This window comes from Methylocucumis oryzae (assembly GCF_000963695.1).
GTDB lineage: Bacteria > Pseudomonadota > Gammaproteobacteria > Methylococcales > Methylomonadaceae > Methylovulum > Methylovulum oryzae.
Map to the genome: position 1 here is coordinate 1 of NZ_LAJX01000136.1, position 22,177 is coordinate 22,177.

Genomic DNA, 22,177 nt, shown 5'->3' on the forward strand with positions numbered 1-22,177 from the left:
CCCGTTGTTTTAAACTCGCGGTAACCGCGCGATGAATAACAACCCACCGCATAATAAATTTTATCGTAAAGCACAATTTTGGATTTGCCCGTCCCTTGTTGTAATTCAAAAAATTCTGGGTCAATCCACAATATATCGCCTTTTTTGTATTTTGATTTATCAGTCGCCGCGATAATTCTGCCACTAGGCCGTTCTACAAACAGTCCAAAAGCGCCTTCTTTATCGGGCAAACAGTCTTCCAACATGTGCTTAAACTCTGGAGTTGAATCGAACACAATACCGATACCGCCGACGACTTTGTTTAAGTCATCAATATGCCGTATCGCTGCATTGTAGATATAGGTTGGATTGTCGTCATACAACCATGACTCTTCATAAGGAGAAACTCTATATTCTTGCGGTGAGCGCAGTGAGAAGGTTTCTTTTGCATAACTGGCACCGACTGGTTTATTGACCGGTTGCAACGTATCGTTGTGTAGATTGGATTCGGCGACAATCGTGCCTTTAATGTCATAAATGAAAAGGCGGGTGTAAACAGTATAGAGTTTATTAATATAAACCAGAATGTCAGTGATTTTAGCTTTATCGCTGCCATCTAACCGACCTTCGGAAAGAATACGTCTAATTTCTGAAGTCAGTGCCCACCACCGGCAATCATTGCTACGCTCGTAAAGATTTCTATCCATAATATCTATCATTAAGCGAGCGATGGATTCAGCATTGCGTAGCTCTGAAGTAATCATCGTCGTTTGCAATTTGCTGCCTGATTCTGCTAGCGCTTTAGCGGTACTCGCACCTTTTGAGCGAATTTGTCTTAAGATGGCTTTGAGTGACACCAGATTACCATCTTCATTAGTTGCCATCACTTGACCGTTCCAAATGACGCGATGTAGAAATAAGTTTATCCCTTCCGCTGCGCCTGCGACGATGTTCGACACATCCAATGAAAAAGCATCGCCATGGCGTTGAATTTCTTCGTCGACTTCTTTATCCGATTCAGAACTGCGAAAAGCGTAAGACAAAGGCACCATTGCATGTCCGTACCATTCTTGACCCGCATAACCTTGATAAGGTCGGCCACGGTGCGTCACGGCCAAATACTCTCTACCAGCAAAATCGATTACAGCATAATCTTCATTCTCCGGAACTGACTCAATCGTTCTGCCTAAGGGAATTTGATCGGCATCACTGGTAGCTATTACGACAGAATAAGCATCTAGTAACAGCATAACGGCTTTATCACCTTTTTTCTGCAAACTGCGGAAAAATCCCTTCTAATTCATTTTTAAAGCGGAAAGATAAACACAAGATGCCAATAACGGTACCATCTAATGGGTTTTCAATGCGCTTTGAATAGATTAACGCCGACTCATCATTGGGTCTTAATTGGGTTTTGCCGAATGTTTCGACGTAGGCATCGGACGAGGCTAAGGTTTCTTGAATAATCGGGTCAACTGCGCGCAGCCCCATCATATCGGCTGAGCCATCTAATCGAGCCAAGACAACCCCATCAGTATCAAGAATAATAATGTCGTTGTAGACCGTGTATTTAGAAACGTATTCTTGTAATAATTGAGTAATAGAATCAACCGAAGTAGGTTGACCTTGCACCGTGCTTAAGACGAAATCACAAATATCGGCATTGGTTGCTAAGAATCCTATATCTGCGGTTCTTTCGTATAAATTCCTGACTAAAATGTCGATACATACTTGGGCTTTAGATTCTAGCTCAAGGCAGGTTTTTTGGTTTCTTCAGAAACTAACTGACGGGTTAATTTATGCTCTAAATCAGCAAACCCTTTTTTAGTGGCTTCCATTGCTGGCAATATTGATGATGCTTCTTTCGGGCAGCTAATTTCTGCGATGGCCGAGATTAATCCCCACGTCCAATTTAGGTCTCCTAGTATTTCTCTACATTGGGTGACACTACGGATGTAAGGTGAAAAAATTTCAAATCGTTCGGCTTCTGACAACATAAATTACCCTCTACTCGATAAATAAGTTATATCAGAGAAAGCAATTTATAGGCCAATATACTATTTTATAAAAGATATTTATTTAATTTACTGTTTTTTAAATAAATAATTAATTTTCACTTTTGCCACATAGCGAAATTTTTAATTTGTAGGGACAAAAATGCCCGCTAGTCTTTCACTAAGTTGGTGCGCTCTATGAACGCACCAAAAAAGAGCAACGTCCTATGATTTCCAAAAGACGTATCGGAAAAGTTTTTAATCAACGCAAACTAAACTAACCGTTTTTTGATAAAAAAATATCTGTTTATCGCTTTGCTTATCGACTAAAACCAGTTCATGACCTGCTTGTTCGACAAAAACACCAAAGTCCAAATGGGCCGCTGGATCGGTTGCAATCACCTTAATCACCTCACCGCCAGACATTATTGTTAACGCCTTTTTTAATCGTAATAAAGGCAGTGGACACATTAAACCGCTCGCATCCACTTCTACATCAAATTCTATTCTCATGCCTATGTTTCCCTAACACTCGCTGCTGCTTATAATACCAATATCTTTTGCCGCAAAAAACTCCTGCTAGAAAATGGACTATTTCCCTATCTTTATTAATTTAAAGCAACAAAAATGCTTAGTGGTCGGTGCGGGTCATATCGCGCTAAGAAAAATCGAGTTATTACATAAGGCTGATGTCAATATCACGGTATTAGCAGAGCATATCGATAGCATTATCGAACAAAAACAAGCCGAGTATGGCTTGACCCTGATTCACAAGCGTGTTGCTGCTGATGATGTCAAAGGTTACCGCCTAGTCATTTCTGCAACAAACGACATTGAAACGAATCAGCTCGTCGCCAATGCCTGTCAACAACGCGATATTTTAGTTAATGTTGTTGATAACCCTGAACTTTCAAGCTTTATCTTCCCGGCGATTATCGACCGCTCACCGTTAGTCGTAGCCATTAGCTCAAGCGGCACGGCACCGGTATTAGCCCGGTTATTACGCGCTAAAATTGAAGCCGCCATTCCACCGGCTTATGGTCAACTCGCGCAATTAGCAGAAAAGTTTAGGGACGCCGTTAAACAACGCTTAACGACATTAACTGCACGGCGCATGTTTTGGGAAAATGTTTTACAAGGCTCGGTCGCAGAAGCGGTGTTTAATGGCAATATGGTTCTCGCTGAAACACTGCTGCAACAACAACTCGCACAAACCGACCAACAGGTAGCAGGTGAAGTCTATTTGATTGGCGCAGGGCCTGGCGCGGCAGACTTATTAACGTTTAAAGCCTTGCGCTTAATGCAGCAAGCCGATGTCATTGTCTACGATCATTTAGTTTCAGAAGAGGTTTTAGAACTGGCCAGACGCGACGCCGATAAGGTCTATGTCGGCAAACAGCGTAAAAATCATAGCCTGCCGCAAGAATCGATTAATCAATTGCTCGCCGAGCTGGCTAAATCCGGTAAACGTGTCGCTAGACTTAAAGGTGGTGACCCATTTATCTTCGGACGCGGTGGTGAGGAAATCGAAACCTTAATGCAACAAGGCATTCATTTTCAAGTCGTACCGGGTATTACCGCTGCAACTGGTTGTGCGGCATATTCCGGCATTCCATTAACCCATAGAGACCATGCACAATCGTGTGTTTTTGTTACCGGTCATTTAAAAAACGACACCATTCATTTAAATTGGACCGAGTTAGCAGCACCCAATCAAACCGTTGTGATATACATGGGCTCAGTTGGGTTAGAAAAAATATGCCAAGCCTTAATGCAACATGGCAGCCCTAGCGATTTACCGATAGCGTTAATCCAACAAGGCACGACCAAAACCCAAGTCGTCATCACTGGCACATTGGCTACTATTGTTGAAAAAAGTTGCGCGTGTGACTATACAGCCACCCACGCTGATTATCATAGGCACTGTGGTTAACTTGCATCAAAAATTAAATTGGTATCAAACGGAATAACGTAACACCGTTGACTAATGCGTAGGCAGCATTAGCCAACGTCTGTTACACGCTAAACAAAGACAAACTGTGTATCCGCCAAGCCTTTTGGCAATCCGACAATTTGGATACTACCCACGGTAGAAACCGGAAAGGAATAGGAGCTGGTTGATGTGTTAGTACCATGATTATTGCCGGTATAATGCATATCTTTGGATAATAGCAATGCCTTACTGGCACCGGTTTGCCAAGACACTCTGTCGGTAATCGAATTATTATAAGAAGGCGTAAAACTGGTTTCGATAATGTATTGACTGCGTTTAGAGCCATAATTAGCTTGATGGTTATTCACCGCGCCGTCACGCTGACTAATAATCAACGTATCTTCTAAACCAAAGCCGGTTAAATCGATTTGCTGCACATCGGTAAGACGGTAATCTTTGGCAAAGTTAATAATGACTTTCTGTGCGCCCGCATCAAAAAAATCGCTTACACCTTGCGCCGAGGCTGCATCGAAAATTCTATACTCAGGGACTGCTACCTCTTCAGACACTCTCACGTCCTGAGTGACTCTTAACTCAACAGCCCCCACCGTATAGACTTTCATGCCATTAACAATACCACTATAACTCCAGAGTCCACTGTTATTACTCAACCTAACCCTACAATCAATATCACCGTAAACTGTTAATATATTAGTATCACTTAACCGCATGACCGTATCATGCGAAACATTTATCAGATCAGATACTACAACATATCTTAAATCTATCATTTCAATACCATGAATAATATCTCGTTGAGCATCGATTGTAACTGTATGATCCCAATCGGTAACCTTAAGTGTATCTTGCCCCTCACCACCATAAATCATATCTTTAGCTGATGAGCTATAATATATAAAACCTTCAAATCCACGCAGTTCAATAACATCATCGCCCTCACCCGCATAAACCGTATCGGCACCGCTTTTGCCATTTAAGATATTATTTGCCTGGTTACCATATATCTGGTTATTTAAGTCATTACCCGTACCATTAATCTGCTGAGTACCTGATAAATATAAATTTTCAACATTCTCACCTAACGCCCAGCTAACCGATGCCGAAATCGTATCTATGCCACCATTAGCTTTTTCGACCACTATATCGCCTCTTGTCACGCTATAATGGTCATTACCCAGGCCACCTATCAGCGTATCATGTCCTTGACCGCCATCTAATCCATTATCATATTGATTACCGATTATTTTATTAGCCAAATGATTACCCGTGCCGTACCACGCATCACCGACTAACACTAAATTCTCTACATGCGCGCTTAATTCCCAATCTGCACCCGCAAACACCGTGTCTGTTCCGCCGTTTACCAATTCAACAATGCTATCTTTGAATACGCTAAGTGTGTGGTTATCAACAAAGTATTTATCATTCCCTAACCCACCTTCTAAAAGGTCAACGCCTATGCCTCCTCTTAGAATATCGTTGCCAGCATTACCATACAACGTATCGTTACCCAATTTGCCGTACAGCACATCGTCGTCATCAGTACCGATTAATTGATTATCGAGTTTATCACCTTGAATCGTTGCCATTATTGTTCTCCTAGCGAGTAAAAGCATTACCCTAACAGGTGTTTTAAGGTTTTAACGTGAAATAATACCTAACAACGCTATTCACTGTCGTATAACCGCCATCGATAAACCGGTTGTTTAACGTTTATCGCTATACCCGCCCACTTTCTATCTAGGATTATATGCAACTACCCGAACGGGGTCAGGCCTGACCCCGTTCGTTTCTCTGCGTTGGACTTACTCTTAATAATAACATCACAGGTGTAACAAATTCACTTGTTTGCCAAATGTCAGTTTGTACAATGGATTCAAATCATAAAGTAATAAAAAGCGCGAATTAGCTGAGCTTAATCTATGATTTTTGTGAAATATTTCCTGTGTGTAGTAACTTCTTGGAGAATCCTGTGAACGTAATATTTTTAAGGCAAATGTTTGTTCCCTTATGCTTGCTAGGCAGCGTCAGCGTACATGCTGTTGACCTACAAGCGCCCGCTTTGGACCCTTCCGGCAATGTCAAGGCGGAAGTCGGCACGGTCAATGGCAAGAATGTGCTTCGTTACACTTGGCGCGACAGCGCCGGGAAGGCTCGCAGTGCCTCGTTGGTGTGCAGCGATGGCGCCGGGACCAATTGCGGCGGCTACGCTTGGCAATTTACCTACGAGGCTGATGATGGTACACCCGTGAATGTGAATGCTGCGGCCGGTGCTGATGGTGGTTTCGGTTATTTTGTTTCGCATGAGCTGTACCGTAACTTGCCGAACGGAGGCAGCGGGACGATTGCTGGATTGCATGGGCAGGATGACTCGCCGCTTAGCAAATTTTTTTGCGGGTACAGGCACAGCGGTTTCGGTAGATACCGTCAAGGCTGTCCATGAATTTACTTTAAATTATCCGCATTGGGGTACAGCGAATCCAATGGCTTACGATGCCACAGTATCGACAAACCCTGCTACCCATGTGAAATATGACCTTCCGGTCAAGATTACTTGGGAGTTTATCAATGGTGTGGATTATCCACTGTGGAGTGTGGAATATGATTTTTCCGGCATTCCTGTCAATGTGGTTTACTCCGACATGCGAGGGCCTTATGGCAACATGAAATTTGATAATAACGGCAGTGGCGTTGTTACCGGGCTGGAATGGGGCGATAAATATTTGTTCACTGCAACCCCTGTAGGTGGCGGTATCACCACAGGATCGTCTTGGGATTGGAGCGAGGCTAACTTAGGTGCGCGTTACAATTTGCTGGTCGCTGGCGATTATGAAATGGGCATCGTACAAAACACCGCCTACCCGAATAGCACCTTGGGCAGTGGTTGGTCGGATGATCGAGGCAAGACATCAAACCAGCAGGCAGGTTGTGGGGCGGCTTTAATGCCTTGTGACTGGGAATGGGCTTACCAATCCATTCAATATGGTTTAAATGCCAATTTAAGCAACAACAAAAAGCTAGCTTGGGGCAGTGCGCCTTTCGTGGGCAGTGACTTGACTCAGGTCTACATCAACAACACAGAGACGGCAGCCTTTTCGGGCTATCCTAAAATGGCTTATAGCGTTTGGCTGACCTTTGACAAGTCCGGCGGCGTAAAAACCCGCAATTTGGCAATCGCAGGCGGGCAAATCATAACTCAGCCGCAAGCACCGTCCGGTACGCCTTTTGTCGGCTACTACCCAAGCTGGTTGAACAACCCGGCTAAGAGTTTGAATCAAGTCTCGCGCACCTTTTCCCATGTGTTCCTGGCCTTTGCTTTTCCGGACGTGGGCACATTTAACGCTAAAACACGTTCCTTTAACGGCACAGGGCTAGGCTTTACCCAACCTGTAGCAGAAATCCGCAACGCTATCGCCAATTTGCAGCGTGACGGCATTAAAGTCGTGCTGTCAGTGGGTGGCGCGCAGGCTGCCTTGGACGCGCAAGGCCACGGCAACGGCTGGCAAAACCTCATCAGCCAAGCCCAATACCGCAAGCGATTGTTGCTGCTTGCCAATGCGCTCGGCGTTGATGGCATCGACATGGATTATGAAGCGGGCGTGGTCAATGATGCGGCGACGATTGCTCAATATAGCAAGGTGCTAACCACGCTACGCAGCATAGCCAAGCACATGAACAATGAAAACGCCGCAGGAAACGCTAACCCAAAATTGTTCACGATGGCAGCCTCATCTGTAGGGGCTGATTGTGCGCCAGCCAACAGCAAAGACCCTTATTGCAAAAAGCTTAAGCTGAATTCTGCTTGGGCGGGTGCAGGCATCGAGCGTAAGCTGCTAAAAGAAAATCGCCTGGCTAAGCAAGTCGATATGTTGAACATCATGTCATACGACATTGGCTATTACGCCTATGACCCTGTGCTGGCTTACCAACAATACCGCACGATTATGCCAGCGGGCGTAGCGGTCAATCTCGGTTTGGAAGTGCTCGATTCTGCAACTATTGGCGGTGCGATAGGGCCTGAAAAATCAGTGCTGATGGTTAATGATGCCGATGTCGATGCCGAAGCCTGCCCTGGAACGGTGATGCTGAACGACCAATATTCAGCAATCTGGAACTTTCCGACCACATTGCGCCCGATTAACCGACCTTACTCGGTTGAAAACATGGCAAACAGCATCAAAAATGCCAACATAGCGAAAGGCAGCAAAGACGGGTTGATGCTCTGGTCGCTGTTCCGCACCGAGTCGGAAAACTTAGATCCAAGCAGTGTCACTTGCAATGGCATCACCGCCGCCACCCCAGAAAGTGCCCGCCTACGTGCAGCAGAAATCATGGGTTGGACGGATGATGGCTTGACGGTCGAATAATCAGCCAGGTGATGGCAAGGGAGGGGGCTTTTATGCATTCCCACGCAGCAGAAACTGTGAAAATAGTCCAAATCTTAGCTATTCTCAAGTCGTCCGGAGTAGTGTTTTTGTGGAAATACAGTTTTTTCTTACCTGCGTGGGAGTGAGAAGCCCCTCTAAACCAATAACTGCTTTAACGCCCCCGGCTCACTATCTTGAGTCCCAAATTGAGCAATATTAGCCCCCATAAATCGCGCAATAGACACTAATAATTTCTTGTGGGATAGAGCACAAAAATTTACCAAGCGACGCAGTAGTTTTCAATTGTATTTACAAAGATAAAAATAATAAATTAAAATGTCTTTACATTTTAAATGCTCATGGGGGATTTTCAATGAAGCAAGCTGTTAACTTTAGATTGGATGAAACTACTTTGACCACGATTGCTGTGCTTGCCAAAGACTTACAAACTAGCAAAACCGATATTATCGAAAAAGCAGTTATGCAGTTTGCCGCTTCAAGGCTGAATCGAAAAAATGTGCTAATGCAATTTGCCGCAACGTTGGCGGCTGACGAGGCAGATGCTATTTTAGATGCTATCCAGGCCGATAAATCGAGTAAAGACATTGATTCGGCTCTATGAATCTCGTCATTGATAGCGATATTCTGATTTACTTTTTAAAAGGCCAAATTGAAATCGTCGAAAAATTATCTAGTTACCCGATAGAAGCCCTTTTTACCACCCGCATCAATTACACCGAGCTATTGTACGGCGCATATAACTCATCAAAAGTTGACTACAATCTAAGCAAGATAACGGCATTATTAACAATGTTGCCGATTTTGGAGTTTGACCAGCCTGCCAGTGTGATTTTTGCTCAAGATAAAGCCACACTAAAACGACAGGGTAATATGATTGATGACATGGATTTAATGATTGCCAGTATTACCAAAGCGAATGGCTTTTCATTGGTCACCAATAATGGCAAACACTTTGGTAGGATTGAAAATTTGAAGTTGGTGTGTTGGTTGTAAAACAAGCGGGGATTGGCTGCGTAGCTCCTACTTAGGATGAACAGCACAATATGGCATCCAAAGCCAGGTAGCTCCTAATTTCTAATTCAGTAAGTTTCATCCAGCACAGAGCTTTCTTGCTTTGATGGTGATTTAGGTATTGTGGAGTAATTGATGAGTGAGGTAACATCATTCCATATTAGCCAATAACCTAGGAATTGGATGAGCTAAAATATGACAGAAATAGATTTCAAGATACAATGCACAGGTCTGGTTTTGAAGTAATGAAGAAAAATTGGTTGGTTACCGGAAAATTTGAAAATGTACCCGTAGAAGAATACACAAGTCATCCACCAACAGGAAGCCAAGTTTAGTAGCTATCCCGTCTTATATCAAAAATTGCGTTAGGACGGCATCCTGATTGCCTGACAAAACTTAACAAGCCCTTGCCATTGATGGCAGAATAAGCGTTTTTTTAATATTGATAAGCAAGGATGCCGACGTATGCAGCCAGAAAGCCGATTGTACGATACGATACTGAAATTATTAGCGGACGCCCCATGGCAGGATCGTCGGCATTTAGCCGCTGTATCCTGGATGGTGGTGGGTTTGTTATCGAGCGGCTGGATCGCCTTGAGTGAATGGACGGCATTTGTGGTAGGGCGTGCACAGTACGAGCGACGGTTTCAACGCTGGCTATCCAATCCGAGGATAGACGTGTTGCAGTTGTACTCGTCGATGTTGAGGAATGTGTTGGTGACATTGGAAGAGCGACGATTACTGGTGGCGCTGGATACCACGATGTTATGGAATACGTTCTGTGTTGTGCAGTTGTCGCTGGTATACCGTGGGCGAGCCATCCCGTTGGTATGGAAAGTGATGAAACATGCGAGCGCCAGTGTGGCGTTCCGTGACTATCGCGGGGTATTGGAGTTTGCGGTGCGCATGTTGAAAGGCTACGAAGTAGTGCTACTGGCGGATCGCGGTTTTATGCATGGCGATTTATTGCGTTGGCATCAGCGGCAGACCGACTGGCACCTGTGTATCCGCTGCAAGCGCGATGTAGGCCTCTTTGAAAAGACGTGTCGCGGCTACCGGGCATTGACTTTGCGCGTGTCGCCGGGCGAAGTCTGTTATATCCACAACTTTTACGTGACAGCGGCGCACCTGCCGGTTCATATTGCGGTCGGTTGGGAAAAGGGTGCCAAAGAACCGTGGATTATCGTCAGTGACCAGCCGACCGGTCATGAAACCTTATACGAATATGGCCGCCGGTTCACGATCGAGGAAAACGTTTTTGGATCATAAGTCCAACGGCTTCCAATGGGAATCATCAAAGCTGACCGAGGTGAATAAGTTGCAGCGCTTGTGTTTTGTGATGGCGATCGCCACCGTCGTCTTGGTTTGTCAAGGTGTAGCGGTGGTGGCTGAAGGCAAACGACGCTGTGTCGACCCACATTGGTTTCGTGGGCAAAGTTGCGCGCATATTGGTTGGAACTGGCTACGCCGAGCCGTGGCGCACGTGGAAGAATTGATTGACTCCTTGGCATTGCTGACCTGTCATGAACCTGAGCCTGCCAAAGCTTCCAAGCGTCAGGTCGATAGATCGCGATGGATGGACAATTTACCGTCCCAGTATGCTTTTCTTTTTTCGGCTCCGTGAGGATGATAATAAGTTGTGTCAGTCAATCAGGGACGGCATCATGGCGGAAAGCCTTATTTTTGCCAATGAGGATATTGTCGATTTAAGTATTGAAGCGTTGATCAAAGAAGTGGAACAGTCGTCAATGAACAAGCAAAACTTACAAATAACCGCTAAACAAAGTAACAGTGGCTTTACGTTTGTAAATTTAAATTTTGAGGTTTTGGCATAATTCAGTGCTGAAATCGTTAGCATTAGAAAATTCAACAAAAAATTGGACAAAATAATGAGTTATACACCTAAAACGATTAATGAAGTTATTACCGAATATCTAAATAGAAATACATTTTTACCAGCTATTCAGCGAGAATACGTGTGGGATACCCAAGCTATTGAAAAGCTTTTTGATTCTATTATGGGTGACTTTCCAATCAGTACGTTTCTATTTTGGAAAGTTAAAGAAGAAAACAAAAATGAATGGAAATCTTATGAGTTTATTAAAGATTACGATTCTGAAAATTCCCACAATAAAGAAGCTAATTTAAATGGAATTAGGCAAGATATTTATCTAGTTCTCGATGGACAACAGCGACTAACTTCTTTATTGATTGGTTTAAAAGGCTCTTATCGGTATTTCTATTATCGTTGGTATAAGACCAAGCTTTATCTTAATATTTTGAAGGAACCTGTAAAACCAGAAAATCCAGAAGAATTGACCTATCAATTTGAATTCAGAGAGAATGACATTCCTAGTCCAAAAGATAATAACCCGCAATTTTGGTATTTGGTTGGTGATATTCTCAATCACGACTATATTGATGCGGAAGATGCAAAAAAAGCAATCAAACCAAAACTAGTCAACCTCAGTGATGAACAAAAGGATATTGCTAATTCCAATATTGGTCGGCTTCATTCAAGGATAAATAATGCAAAAAGCCTCAACTATTACGAAGAAAAATCGCAAGATTATGACAAAGTTGTGGAGGCTTTCATTAGGGCGAATACGGGCGGTGTAAAGTTAGAGTACAGTGATATTTTACTATCAACAGCGACAGCGCAATTCACCAAATTAAACGCACGGGAAGAAATTCATGACTTCACTGATAGTATAAATACAGTTGGAAGTGGTTATTCATTTGGAAAAGATTTTGTTTTAAAAGGAAGTTTGTATTTGACTGATGGCTTGCCCATTCAATACAAAGTCAAAAATTTTACTAAAGCTAACCTTGAAAAGATTGAAGGCAATTGGGATAACGTTAAAGAAAATATTAAAGCGGCAATAGAATTAGTCAGTAAGTTTGGCTTTTCCGATAAAAACCTTGTTTCAAAAATGGCGTTACTTCCTATTGCTTACTACTTGTCAAAACGAAAAGTTAAAAACTTTATTGAATCAACCGCTAAGGATGATGTTAGCAATCAACGAATCATAGAAAAGTGGTTAATTACCGCTTTGTTGAAAAATGCCTTTGGCGGTTCATCTGATACTACGCTCAAGAATCTGCAAGACACAATAGACGCGCAAACGGATTTTTCTTTATTTCCGTATGAAGCATTAAACCACAGGCTGAATATCGAACCTAATTTTAATGATACCGAAATCGATAATTTGTTATCAACAAAATTACAGCACAAAATATAGCTATCTCATTTTGTCGCTGTTTTATCCTGACAGAGATTGGAAGGATAACAAATATCAAGAAGACCATATTTTTCCAAAATCTGAATTTACTGCTGCAAAATTGAAACAACGTGGATACGATCAAGGAAAAATAGAGAAATATCAAAAATATTCGAACTCTATAATTAATCTTGAGTTACTTACTAGTTCTGAAAATAACGAAAAACGTGCCAAAAACTTTGCAGACTGGTTTGCCTCAAGGGATGATAATTTCAAAAATCGACACATAATACCGACAATGGAATCTTATGACTTTGACAGTTTTCTTGAATTTGTAGATGAAAGAAAAATGCTTTTAAGTAATAAGTTAAAATCCATTGTGTAGTAGGAGAATTAGGGTTCATTTTTTTCTCGAACTCAAGATTTGCTTAGTCTGCTTTGCGTACTTTATTGCCAATAAAAGCCAAGTTTACGCTAATAGCTGCTTTAACGCCCCTGGCTCACTATCTTGAGTCCCAAATTGAGCGATGTTAGCCCCCATAAATTGGGCAATAGACACTAATACTTTGTTATGCGGTAGGCCAGCAAAATTCAAGCACACGCCGTTTTTAATGCCACCGGCGCTACCACCCGCCAAAATAAACGGCATATTATCGTGGTTGTGTAGCGCGCCATCGGCTAAGCAGCTGCCTAGAAAGACTAAGGTGTTATCGAGTAAGCTACCGTCGCCGTCGGGGGTGTCGCGTAGTTGCTCGATTAAGCGCGCAAAGCGTTCCGCATACCAAGCTTTAATTTTTACCCATTCCGCACCGCCTGCATGTGAAGCGCCGTGACACGTCATGTCAGAACCCGCTTCGAACATGACGTTTTTCATTCACTGAATTATTCCATTTTAGCGTGACTACCCGTGTCAATCCGCACGACAGTGCATGTACCGCAACATCGATATGCAAATCGCCGATTAATGCCATTTGTTTCGCGTCCATAAATTCAGGGTTTTGCCATAATTCAGTGTGCGTGACTTTAAAACCGGTGGGGTTGAAATTCCATGCGCCACAAACGCCGGGACCTTGTGCCGTCAGCTTGCGTTCTAATTGGCGTACTGCATCTAAATGCGTATCGAGTTTGGCTTTTTCATTACTGCCTAAGGCTTTTTGCAAGGCTTTTAACTCGGCTAATGAATGATCGAGAATGCTGACTTGTTGTCTTTGATGCGCTTGATTGCTGTTCGCGGCGCCGAATAAAGAGTCAAATGCCGCTAATGGATTCATTTGCGGTACCACCGCTATGCCATTACTGTCGTAAGTAATGTGCTTATCGGTATAAATCGGTACGACATTTAAGTTTAACAACGGCGTAACCGTTTCATTTTTGTATAACTGGCCTAAATAATAGTCTAGCGATACGCCTAAATCATTGCCTTGACCACTACGCCCCGTCAGCAATTTGATGATACCGCCTTCATGAGTACCGCCTGAGCCAACCATGTTGATACCGTTTAAAAAAACGCAATGCTGTTTAACACGTTGCAAAGGCGCTGTCATGGCGGGCAAGGTAAATTGCTTGCCATCACCGTTAGCATGCCATTGCCCGGATTCCGCACCATCGGGGAAATAGACAAAGATGACTCGACGTGCAGGCGTCGCGTTAGCGGCAAATAATTGAGATGCCGTTAATCCAGATGCGGCAAGTCCTGCTAAGGCGGTTTGCTTTAAAAAATGTCGGCGCGTAATGTAAGTCATGGCATGTCCTGGTTAACGGCGTAAGATAAAACTGGGCGAGGTGACCAACGCTTGCAACATGGTTTGTAAGTTATTGCCACTTTTGGTATAGGTTTTTAAGTAGCTTTTCATTGAGCAAATGTTGTCGGTATTTTCTCGGCGTCCTTGGGCAAAACGATAATATTGGGTAGCGACACATTGAGCCGCACTAGAACTTGTGCTTAATAAATTGCTGAGATCGGCTAAGTCAGTAAAATTGACGGCTTCATCGGCTTTAAAGGTTTCTAAACCGCGTAAAATACCGGCGGTTTCAATGGCACGGCCATTTTCTTTAGCGCGATACTGACCGGCACCATCATAATGCTCAAAGCCAAAGCCTGGGTCATCTAAGAATTGATGGCAGTTGTAACAACTAGTGTTTGATGCACTATGAATATTAAAACGTTCTTTAGTGGTGGCGTTAGGGTCGGGTTTAGGCGCGACAATAAAGCCCATGTTGGCGGGTAATGGCAAATCATGGCAGAGCAAGCGTTTATGTAAAAAACCACCACGTTTAAATGGATGTGATTCGTTACTATTGGCATAACGTGCTAATACCGCACCTAAGGTTAACAGACCAAAACGCGTGTTATTTGCGACCGGCGTCATTTCAAAATCAGCACCTATAGGGCCTTTGAGTCCGTAATAGTCTGCTAATGTTTTATTAGCAATCACGTAGTCAGCGGTGAATAATTCGGCAAAACGCTGGCTAGAATCAAAACGCGACATAATTAAAAAAAAGTTAATCATTTCTTGCGACATCGCTGTTTTGACTTTGCTGGAATAGTTGGGGTAAACCGCTAGGTCTTTGTTAGGCAGTGAATACGGACTCGTGCTTAATAGCCATTGACCGACGAATTGACCCAACTGAGCTTTGCTTTGTGGTAACGCTAATAAGCGCTTAGCTTGAGTGAGGCGTTGTTCGGCGGTGGCTAATTGGTTGTTATCCGCAGCTTTAAGCAATTGAGCATCGGGTAACGTGCCTAAAAATAAATACGATAAGCTAGAGGCAATTTCGTAGGCAGTCAGTTGGTATGAACCATTTTTTTGTAACTGACCTAGCTCAGAGCGATAGAGAAAATGCGGCGACATTAACATGCGCGTGATAACGTCGGTAACCGCCGGTTTTAAGTTAGTGCTAGTAAATAAATCAAGGTAAGCGTTAATTTCTGCTTGTGTTAACGGTCTGCGGTAAGCGCGTTTACCAAAACGCGTGACAAATTGGGTCGCACAGTTGGCCTCTTGTGGGTTACAACTCACCAATTTAGCCCAATTATTATTAACCGCTTGATTGGCTAGTTTTTCGGCTTGTTGTAAAAACGCTTCTAAACGCAAGCCTGTGATTTGGTTAGTATCGACATTATTATCAAAACCATCGACACGGTTTTCTTGCGGTAACTCATTGACTAAACTGACTGATAAACCCAGTAAATCGTTAACGGTATTTTGATATTCTTGCCGGGTTAACAAGCGTAAGCTGCGCGGATGTGGCGGTTTGGTTTTAGAGCATTCGTTATTGCCGACTAACGCTAACACTTCAATTAAATAATGCGCAATCCCGGTGGCACAATTGCCGGTACAAGAGCCAGGGGAGGTGAGCGGCATGGTTTTTTTAATCGTGGTTTCGACTTTCTTTAGCTCAGCAACGGTAAACCCGGTTAACGGTGAGTTAAACGTGCCGCCCGAACCATCACTGCCGTGGCAGGCTGCGCACCCTTGAGATTTATATTGCTCAGCGCCGTATTCGACTAGGCTTAATAATGTCGCCGATGCGGCAACTGCGCTACTGGCACCGTTGTCATTGACAGCAGTAACGCGGTATTCATAAGCATTACCCATGTCTACGCTAGCATCTTGATAACGGCTAATATTTTTCGCGGTATTGGTTAACGCTTGCCAACTACTACGGCCTGACAAACGCCGTTCTATCTTAAAGCTTTTTTCATTGCTGCTATTATCGCGCCAAGTTAAAACAACTTGGGCATTATCTAAGACTGTCGCGGCTAATCCGCTAGGTGCCTTAGGAGCGTTACCGGTATTCGGATTGCCATCATCACCGCTAGAGGTTTTGGCACAGGCAACGCCGTTTAAAAAAACGGCTTTGGGTGGTGCATTAGTGCCGGAATAGTTGGCGCTAAAACCCAATTCTATCGTTGCATCACTAGCGATGAGCCGATTCCAAGACGCATTGCCCACCGTAACCGCGTTGCCAGATTGCTGAACGACGCCATTCCATAAATTGTTAATGGTTTGATTGCCCGGCATTTTCCAGCTAATTTGCCAGCCTTGTAAGTCGGAGCCGCTATTTTTAACGGTGACAGTACCGGTAAATGCGCTATCGGATTGGCCGGAGATAACATAGCTAGCGCTACAACTTAGCGTAGGTCTAGGTGTTTTCGGTCTTTTACAGAGTTCGCCGTTTAAATAAATCTTTTTAGGAATGTCGTTAGTGGTTTGATAACTTGCGTTAAAACCAAAGTCGAATTGAGCGTTTTTAGCAACGTCGCCGTTATAGGATTCATTGTCAACGACGACTTTATTGCCGGATTGGCTCAGTATGCCTTGCCAAAGAGTGGTGATTTGTTGATTATTGGGCATCGCCCAGGTGACTTGCCAATTTTTAAATGCCTTACCTTGGTTGGTCAGCGTGACTTTAGCGGTAAAACCATCGCTCCATTCCGATACTAAGTGGTAATCGGCTAGGCATTCTGCCCACACCGGTTTAGTGACACAAATAAACAATAAACTCAAAGCACAATAGATTCGGCATTTAGCAGACATAAGCATCGATAGGCAGAGGGATGAATGACGAAGTATGCTAAAAGAGTGAATGATTTTTGCAATGAAAAAACAGCTATAGTGTGAGGTAATTCCTTAAACATGCCTATTCACGGTTTACCACAAGTCAAAACGTGCTAAATAGCCGTAATGGTCTGAAACCAGAGGATAAAATTGCTGATTAAAAATAACGCGCATAGATTTTATTTTAATGGTTGGCTGGTTGCGTTTAAAAATATAATCAATGCGTTTCGGTGGGCTATTGCGCCAGCCGTCGATTTGACCGGCAAAACTCGGTTCAAAAAAGCGCTCTGGATAGAGTTCGTAAAATTGATCGACATATTCGGCATTGCCTACGATATGTTGATACGCCGCTTCACCCGCAGGTGCATTAAAGTCGCCTACGATTAAATCACCTCGCACACCAAAATAAAGTCTGGATTCAATGAGCTGGCGCACGCGTGCATATTCGTCAAAAAAACCATGGTGTGCCCAGTTTAAATGCACATTGGCAACATGTAATAAGCCAAACCAAGGCACGTCGATACAACTCACGGTGATATTGCGCGACATATAGTCATCTTTGCGTTGACTCGCCGATACATAAGCAGCATAAGTATGCTGCATGGGATAACGGCTTAAAATAGCCGTGCCTTCGCGCCACCGGTAAAAGCCGATATGACTCCAATCTTGATGACTGTGATAATAAAGCCCCCATTCGTTTAAGCGATTTTTAATTCGGTTCGCCATATTAGACGGCGATAGTCCATACGGTTGGGTAATAGGGTCGTGATGATATTCACCGACTTCTTGTAAGCAAATAACGTCAATGCCTTGTTGCGCAATAGCTTCAGCAATTATCCATACCTCTCGCTCATGTTGATGCATGGTATCAAAAGGACATGTGCGAGGATGTTGTTGGTAACAATGCAAATTTAACGTCAGTAACGAAAGTTCCATGATGATGTCTGGTTTCAGCGGTTTAGTGAACGTTTTGGCTACCAACTTAAGCCAGGACAGGTCCTTCAGAGTGCAGGGCGCCGTAAATATACCCCTGTAGGCTTGGCGGCAGCATCACTGCTGCCGACACCTGAAACCACAAGGATGTGGTGAATGCAGAAAACGCATGGAGCAGTTTTCTGACACTCTAAACGACCTGTCCCGGCTTGATATTGTTTAAGTCGGTAGCCAACGTTTTAGTCGCTTATTGTTACATTATTGAGAAAGAATGTGCTGGAATAACTCCGGTAGGTAACTTTTTCCTTTAACAATTCATCTCTATGCAACAAAAACCTTTAAAAGCGTTATTTATCGGCGGTGTTAAAAAGTGGTAAATCTCGGCTAGCCGAAGAATTTATTTTGACCCGCTATAACGGTGCTAAACCCTATTATTTAGCGACGACCGAGTTACTTGATGTAGAAATGCAACAGCGAATTACGGACCATCAAGCGCGTAGACAAGACGCGTTTGATACGATTGATGCGCCTGTTAATCTGTTCTCTACGATTAGTGTGTTAACACGCCCTGTCTTAATAGAATGTGTAACCATGTGGCTGAATAACTTAATGTATTACGGTCAGTCAGATGAAGCTATTTTAGATGAATTAACCCGCGTGGCGGAGCTGTCACATGATTTGGTGTTTGTGCTAAACGAAGTAGGCTGTGGTGTTATTCCCGATAATGCGCTGGCACGGCGCTTTGTGGATTTATCGGGTAAGGCCGCGCAATTGTTAGCGGGTTATTGTGATAAGGTGTTTTTGTGTAGTGCCGGTTTAGCGTTGCCGTTGAAATAATGCAGTCATTATTTAAGGCTATCATGTTGTTTTTATTGTCTTTGAGGGTAATATGATGAACGACACAACAGCATTTTTTAAACGTAAACGTTTTTTGGTTGGCTTAGGACTGTTTATTTTTTCGGCAACGACCGTCGCGTTTGTGACTGATTCTTATGTGATGCTTGATATTGCCTTCATCATGATAAGCGTTTATTTGATGGTAACGAGTTTTTATTCTGATAAAGGTGTATGAATTGGGCAAATCCTAGTCATTCTGCTATAGTCGCTTAAGGCAAATACCGAATTTTGCTTTATGAATCATCAGTATTTGGCTTTGGTACACTTGCTAAACGAAACGGTTATGAATGAAGAAGCGTGCATTTATCAGATAACTGAGCATTTAACCGCGATGATTGAAAGCTCAGCAGAGGCTGTGATTACCATTAATCAAAATGGCATCATAGAAGAATGGAATTCAGCGGCGACTAAAACTTTTGGCTGGTCTAAAACGGAAGCGGTAGGGCTGCGTTTATCTGAGCTAATTATTCCGCATCGATACCGCTCAGCCCATGAAGCCGGGATGCAGCGTTTTTTGACAACCGGTGCAACTCAGGTATTGAATCGCACGATTGAATTAACTGCGTTAAATAATAGAGGTATTGAATTTCCTGTCGAATTATCGGTTTGGCCGGTGAAAATAGATGGGACTTATTGGTTTAGTGCATTTATCCGCGACATTTAGCGCTAGGGTAAAAGCCGCCGCCGATGCAGAAAATCATGCTAAGCGCATGTTGCGCTATCAGAGTACGCTGTTTGAGTTAGCGCGTATGGATAAATCGGATTTTCCGGTGGCGATTAAAATTATTTTACGAGCCGTTGCAAATACGTTGGACTTATCCTATGCAGCGATATTGGATTTTTGTGAAACCAAGCGTACGTTAAGCTGCCGCGCTCTGTATTTAGCTGAAATTGATAGCATGATGGATGAAAACTTGTTATGGGTTTTCAAGGAAGAGGATTATCCGGGTTATTTTGCAACAATTCTGGCGAACGCCCCGTTAATTGTTGAAGATGCTCAGCATGATGCTAAGACGCTTGAATTTCACGATAGACTTAAAGAACTTGATATAACATCGATATTAGATGTTCCCATTTGGTTAGATGGTGATGTCATCGCCGTTTTTTGGTGTGGCATGACGTGTTTAAAGCGGTCATGGGATTCACATGATATTAGTTTTGCACTAGCTGTTGCCAATCAAATCGCGTTGAGTCTCGAAGCTGTTGCTCGTTTAAAAGCCGAAGAAAATCTGCGTCAAGCTGCCGAGGATGTCCGTAAAGCGCTAGAGCGAGAGCAAGAGCTAAACGAATTAAAGTCGCGTTTTATCGCTATGGCGTCTCATGAGTTTAGAACACCGTTGACGACGATTTTATCGGCGACAGAAATGCTAGAAACCTACGCTGATAGATTAGATGCACAAAAAAAAGCTAATTTAACGGAGATGATTAAAGGCGCGGTTAAGAATATGACGCATTTGCTGGATGAAGTGTTATTTATAGGCAAGGCAGATACAGGTCATTTATCTTTTCAGCCTCAGCCTACGTCTATTGATGCATTATGTCGGGAATTTATTGCTGAAGTGAGTTCGGGTATTGGTAAAAAGCATCAAATTCTTTATCAAAGCCCTGTCAGAGCTTCGATACGGCTAGTGTTAGATGCGTTTTTGCTTAGAAAAATCGTCTTAAACTTACTTGGCAATAGTGTCAAATTTTCTGCTCCAGGCTCAAGCGTAATACTGTCCTGGCATGTACTTGAATCGACTCTTGTATTGACTATCGTCGACCAAGGGATAGGAATTCCACTAGAAGACCAAGGCCAATTGTTTACCACTTTTTATCGTGCCAAAAATGTAAGAAATATCCAAGGTACCGGTTTAGGCTTGGCTATAGTTAAGCAGTGTACCGAGTTACATGGCGGTACAATCAGTTTCAGTAGTGAATTAGGTAAAGGCACCACATTTTCTATTGCGATTCCGGTTCAATCAGGATAGACAATGAAAAAAATACTCATCATTGAAAACGATATTGATATTCGGCGGCTTTTAATCCAGTTATTGGAAATGGAAAGCTACCAGGTTATCGCCGCAGATAATGGCAAAACGGGGTTAACTCTGTTATATCAAGCGCTGCCTGATGTAGTGATCTGTGATTTAGTTATGCCTGAGTTAGACGGTTACGGTGTTTTGCAAGGCTTGTTACATAACCCGGATACCGCCTGTATTCCGATTATTTTCCTTACCGCTAGTGCGTCGGATGAAGAACGGCAAAAATGTTTAGAGCAAGGTGCATCGGCTTTTTTAGTCAAACCTTTCCTACAACAAGAATTACTCAAGCTAATACGAGACCTCTTTGACGAGCAAGATTATGTCTGAGCAATTATCGGGTGCGGTCAAAATTCTAGCGGTTGACGATGATCCTTCACTGTTAACCTTATTAGCCATGCGTTTATCACTAGAAGGTTATCACGTTATCGAAGCTAAAAGTGCTGAAGAAGCGTTAGTGCTTATGGCGACGCAACGGCCTCATTTAGTGATTACTGACTTATCCATGGGTGGAATGGATGGCTTAATGTTGTTTGACCATTTGCAACACTCGTATCCGACAGTTCCCGTTATTTTGCTAACCGCTTATGCCAGCGTGCCTTTGGCGGTAGAGGCTATGCGTCGTGGTTTGTTTGGCTTTTTTACTAAACCTTTCGAAGCCGATGCGTTATTAGCTGAAGTATCAAGGGCAATAGCGCAAAGCCCTTGTCCAGAGTCAAACTTTGAACTGGAATGCTGCGATTATAACGAACAACGCCTCTATGCAAGCCATGCTTGCCGAGCTGAACATCATTGCCCAATACGATACCAACATATTAGTTGCCGGTGCGTCTGGCACAGGTAAAGAACTGGTGGCACAAGCCGTACATAAAGCCAGTCCTCGCCGCTGTAAACCGTTTTTAGCGATTAATTGCGGCGCTATTCCGGAAAATTTGCTGGAGTCTGAACTTTTCGGTCATGTGAAAGGCGCTTTTACCGGCGCTGCCAAAGATTCGCCGGGGTTATTTGTCGCTGCTAACGGGGGTAGTGTTTTTTTGGATGAAATCGGTGATATGCCGATGCCATTACAAGTCAAATTGCTTAGAGTCTTACAAGAGCGAGAAGTTAAACCGGTAGGTAGCGTTAAATCGATACCGGTGAATGTGCGCATTATTGCTGCAACACACCGTAACTTGACTAAGGCTATTGCCGAGGGTTTGTTTCGAGAAGATTTATAT

Annotated in this window: 23 protein-coding genes and 2 pseudogenes; 16 read left to right on the forward strand and 9 right to left on the reverse strand. The window is 43.4% G+C overall.

The genetic code is table 11. The features are described 5' to 3' along the window. The 4 genes and pseudogenes from VZ94_RS29150 to VZ94_RS13640 form a co-directional block, all read right to left on the reverse strand. Nucleotides 1-1,256 (reverse strand): annotated as a pseudogene (locus VZ94_RS29150) (cache domain-containing protein); the annotation flags it as partial. Further along, the gene (locus VZ94_RS29155; protein WP_239649932.1) at nt 1,240-1,611 is read right to left on the reverse strand and encodes a PDC sensor domain-containing protein; all 372 of its coding nucleotides are present in this window, start codon (nt 1,609-1,611) and stop codon (nt 1,240-1,242) included. The pseudogene VZ94_RS29150 and the gene VZ94_RS29155, both read right to left, overlap by 17 nt. Nucleotides 1,612-1,724: 113 nt before the next feature. Then, entirely contained in the window at nt 1,725-1,976 is a 252-nt protein-coding gene (locus tag VZ94_RS29160; RefSeq protein ID WP_239649933.1) for a hypothetical protein, read from the reverse strand. 255 nt (nt 1,977-2,231) lie between these two features. Then, nucleotides 2,232-2,486: a sulfurtransferase TusA family protein gene (locus VZ94_RS13640; RefSeq protein WP_045779650.1), complete on the reverse strand. Its 255-nt coding sequence runs from the start codon at nt 2,484-2,486 to the stop codon at nt 2,232-2,234. A 73-nt stretch (nt 2,487-2,559) separates the two neighbouring features. On the opposite strand from VZ94_RS13640, the pseudogene cysG reads away from it, so the two are divergent. Next, nucleotides 2,560-3,943, forward strand: a pseudogene (gene cysG, locus VZ94_RS13645) (siroheme synthase CysG). Nucleotides 3,944-3,995: 52 nt separating this feature from the next. Here the strand turns inward: cysG and VZ94_RS23085 are convergent. Beyond that, the gene (locus VZ94_RS23085; RefSeq protein ID WP_052700532.1) at nt 3,996-5,516 is read right to left on the reverse strand and encodes a calcium-binding protein; all 1,521 of its coding nucleotides are present in this window, start codon (nt 5,514-5,516) and stop codon (nt 3,996-3,998) included. A gap of 777 nt (nt 5,517-6,293) precedes the next feature. Here VZ94_RS23085 and VZ94_RS13660 point away from each other — a divergent pair. The 8 genes from VZ94_RS13660 to VZ94_RS27080 all read left to right on the forward strand — a co-directional run bounded on the left by VZ94_RS13660 (nt 6,294) and on the right by VZ94_RS27080 (nt 12,932). After that, nucleotides 6,294-8,294, forward strand: a complete 2,001-nt coding sequence (locus VZ94_RS13660; RefSeq protein ID WP_157844932.1) for a glycosyl hydrolase family 18 protein — start codon at nt 6,294-6,296, stop codon at nt 8,292-8,294. 373 nt (nt 8,295-8,667) lie between these two features. After that, nucleotides 8,668-8,916, forward strand: coding sequence for a hypothetical protein (locus tag VZ94_RS13665; RefSeq protein WP_045779653.1), 249 nt, complete (start codon nt 8,668-8,670; stop codon nt 8,914-8,916). Next, a complete protein-coding gene (locus VZ94_RS13670; RefSeq protein ID WP_045779654.1) occupies nt 8,913-9,308 on the forward strand; it encodes a type II toxin-antitoxin system VapC family toxin in 396 nt (131 codons plus the stop codon). Before VZ94_RS13665 ends, VZ94_RS13670 begins: the two co-directional genes overlap by 4 nt. A gap of 483 nt (nt 9,309-9,791) precedes the next feature. Further along, nucleotides 9,792-10,595 carry a hypothetical protein gene (locus tag VZ94_RS13675; protein ID WP_052700533.1) on the forward strand — a complete coding sequence of 268 codons (804 nt, stop codon included), beginning with the start codon at nt 9,792-9,794 and terminating at the stop codon, nt 10,593-10,595. Then, entirely contained in the window at nt 10,585-10,950 is a 366-nt protein-coding gene (locus VZ94_RS29170; RefSeq protein ID WP_052700534.1) for a hypothetical protein, read from the forward strand. Before VZ94_RS13675 ends, VZ94_RS29170 begins: the two co-directional genes overlap by 11 nt. 40 nt (nt 10,951-10,990) lie before the next feature. Continuing rightward, nucleotides 10,991-11,161: a hypothetical protein gene (locus VZ94_RS26005; protein ID WP_157844933.1), complete on the forward strand. Its 171-nt coding sequence runs from the start codon at nt 10,991-10,993 to the stop codon at nt 11,159-11,161. Between the two features lie 54 nt (nt 11,162-11,215). After that, complete coding sequence (locus tag VZ94_RS13685) at nt 11,216-12,568, forward strand: DUF262 domain-containing protein (RefSeq protein ID WP_204369149.1); 1,353 nt, start codon at nt 11,216-11,218, stop codon at nt 12,566-12,568. A 10-nt stretch (nt 12,569-12,578) separates the two neighbouring features. Then, nucleotides 12,579-12,932 carry a GmrSD restriction endonuclease domain-containing protein gene (locus VZ94_RS27080; RefSeq protein ID WP_204369150.1) on the forward strand — a complete coding sequence of 118 codons (354 nt, stop codon included), beginning with the start codon at nt 12,579-12,581 and terminating at the stop codon, nt 12,930-12,932. Between the two features lie 84 nt (nt 12,933-13,016). Here the strand turns inward: VZ94_RS27080 and VZ94_RS29175 are convergent, their stop codons facing one another. The 4 genes from VZ94_RS29175 to VZ94_RS13700 all read right to left on the reverse strand — a co-directional run bounded on the left by VZ94_RS29175 (nt 13,017) and on the right by VZ94_RS13700 (nt 18,045). Beyond that, nucleotides 13,017-13,409, reverse strand: coding sequence for a hypothetical protein (locus VZ94_RS29175; RefSeq protein ID WP_239649934.1), 393 nt, complete (start codon nt 13,407-13,409; stop codon nt 13,017-13,019). Continuing rightward, nucleotides 13,390-14,289, reverse strand: coding sequence for a DUF1552 domain-containing protein (locus VZ94_RS13690; protein WP_239649935.1), 900 nt, complete (start codon nt 14,287-14,289; stop codon nt 13,390-13,392). Before VZ94_RS13690 ends, VZ94_RS29175 begins: the two co-directional genes overlap by 20 nt. Before the next feature lie 12 nt (nt 14,290-14,301). Further along, complete coding sequence (locus VZ94_RS13695; RefSeq protein WP_052700535.1) at nt 14,302-17,058, reverse strand: cellulose binding domain-containing protein; 2,757 nt, start codon at nt 17,056-17,058, stop codon at nt 14,302-14,304. Nucleotides 17,059-17,202: 144 nt separating this feature from the next. Beyond that, nucleotides 17,203-18,045: an endonuclease/exonuclease/phosphatase family protein gene (locus VZ94_RS13700; RefSeq protein ID WP_045779661.1), complete on the reverse strand. Its 843-nt coding sequence runs from the start codon at nt 18,043-18,045 to the stop codon at nt 17,203-17,205. 357 nt (nt 18,046-18,402) lie between these two features. Here VZ94_RS13700 and VZ94_RS13705 point away from each other — a divergent pair, with 357 nt between their 5' ends. The 7 genes from VZ94_RS13705 to VZ94_RS23105 form a co-directional block, all read left to right on the forward strand. Continuing rightward, nucleotides 18,403-18,879 (forward strand): bifunctional adenosylcobinamide kinase/adenosylcobinamide-phosphate guanylyltransferase, encoded by a 477-nt coding sequence (locus VZ94_RS13705; protein WP_239649936.1) that lies wholly within the window; start codon nt 18,403-18,405, stop codon nt 18,877-18,879. Between the two features lie 52 nt (nt 18,880-18,931). Beyond that, complete coding sequence (locus VZ94_RS13710; RefSeq protein ID WP_131655566.1) at nt 18,932-19,114, forward strand: hypothetical protein; 183 nt, start codon at nt 18,932-18,934, stop codon at nt 19,112-19,114. Nucleotides 19,115-19,222: 108 nt separating this feature from the next. Further along, complete coding sequence (locus VZ94_RS13715) at nt 19,223-19,603, forward strand: PAS domain S-box protein (RefSeq protein WP_157844934.1); 381 nt, start codon at nt 19,223-19,225, stop codon at nt 19,601-19,603. Next, on the forward strand, nt 19,563-20,909 hold the full coding sequence (locus VZ94_RS23095) for a GAF domain-containing sensor histidine kinase (RefSeq protein ID WP_052700536.1): 1,347 nt from the start codon (nt 19,563-19,565) through the stop codon (nt 20,907-20,909). Before VZ94_RS13715 ends, VZ94_RS23095 begins: the two co-directional genes overlap by 41 nt. A gap of 3 nt (nt 20,910-20,912) precedes the next feature. After that, a complete protein-coding gene (locus tag VZ94_RS13725) occupies nt 20,913-21,290 on the forward strand; it encodes a response regulator (protein ID WP_045779658.1) in 378 nt (125 codons plus the stop codon). Continuing rightward, a complete protein-coding gene (locus VZ94_RS23100) occupies nt 21,268-21,804 on the forward strand; it encodes a sigma-54-dependent transcriptional regulator (protein ID WP_157844935.1) in 537 nt (178 codons plus the stop codon). The genes VZ94_RS13725 and VZ94_RS23100 overlap by 23 nt, the downstream gene beginning before the upstream one ends. Beyond that, a partial coding sequence (locus VZ94_RS23105; RefSeq protein WP_131655567.1) for a sigma 54-interacting transcriptional regulator occupies nt 21,722-22,177 on the forward strand: 456 nt, incomplete at its 3' end. The genes VZ94_RS23100 and VZ94_RS23105, both read left to right, overlap by 83 nt.

Bases quoted from the DNA above. Each gene is read 5' to 3' on its own strand.
- VZ94_RS29175 (WP_239649934.1), bottom strand. From the start codon at position 13,409: ATGTTCGAAGCGGGTTCTGACATGACGTGTCACGGCGCTTCACATGCA.
- VZ94_RS23085 (WP_052700532.1), bottom strand. From the start codon at position 5,516: ATGGCAACGATTCAAGGTGATAAACTCGATAATCAATTAATCGGTACT.
- VZ94_RS26005 (WP_157844933.1), top strand. From the start codon at position 10,991: ATGGCGGAAAGCCTTATTTTTGCCAATGAGGATATTGTCGATTTAAGT.
- VZ94_RS13700 (WP_045779661.1), bottom strand. From the start codon at position 18,045: ATGGAACTTTCGTTACTGACGTTAAATTTGCATTGTTACCAACAACAT.
- VZ94_RS13640 (WP_045779650.1), bottom strand. From the start codon at position 2,486: ATGAGAATAGAATTTGATGTAGAAGTGGATGCGAGCGGTTTAATGTGT.
- VZ94_RS13660 (WP_157844932.1), top strand. From the start codon at position 6,294: ATGACTCGCCGCTTAGCAAATTTTTTTGCGGGTACAGGCACAGCGGTT.
- VZ94_RS29160 (WP_239649933.1), bottom strand. From the start codon at position 1,976: ATGTTGTCAGAAGCCGAACGATTTGAAATTTTTTCACCTTACATCCGT.
- VZ94_RS13665 (WP_045779653.1), top strand. From the start codon at position 8,668: ATGAAGCAAGCTGTTAACTTTAGATTGGATGAAACTACTTTGACCACG.
- VZ94_RS13670 (WP_045779654.1), top strand. From the start codon at position 8,913: ATGAATCTCGTCATTGATAGCGATATTCTGATTTACTTTTTAAAAGGC.
- VZ94_RS13690 (WP_239649935.1), bottom strand. From the start codon at position 14,289: ATGACTTACATTACGCGCCGACATTTTTTAAAGCAAACCGCCTTAGCA.
- VZ94_RS13725 (WP_045779658.1), top strand. From the start codon at position 20,913: ATGAAAAAAATACTCATCATTGAAAACGATATTGATATTCGGCGGCTT.
- VZ94_RS13710 (WP_131655566.1), top strand. From the start codon at position 18,932: ATGATGAACGACACAACAGCATTTTTTAAACGTAAACGTTTTTTGGTT.
- VZ94_RS13675 (WP_052700533.1), top strand. From the start codon at position 9,792: ATGCAGCCAGAAAGCCGATTGTACGATACGATACTGAAATTATTAGCG.
- VZ94_RS13715 (WP_157844934.1), top strand. From the start codon at position 19,223: ATGAATGAAGAAGCGTGCATTTATCAGATAACTGAGCATTTAACCGCG.
- VZ94_RS13685 (WP_204369149.1), top strand. From the start codon at position 11,216: ATGAGTTATACACCTAAAACGATTAATGAAGTTATTACCGAATATCTA.
- VZ94_RS23095 (WP_052700536.1), top strand. From the start codon at position 19,563: ATGGGACTTATTGGTTTAGTGCATTTATCCGCGACATTTAGCGCTAGG.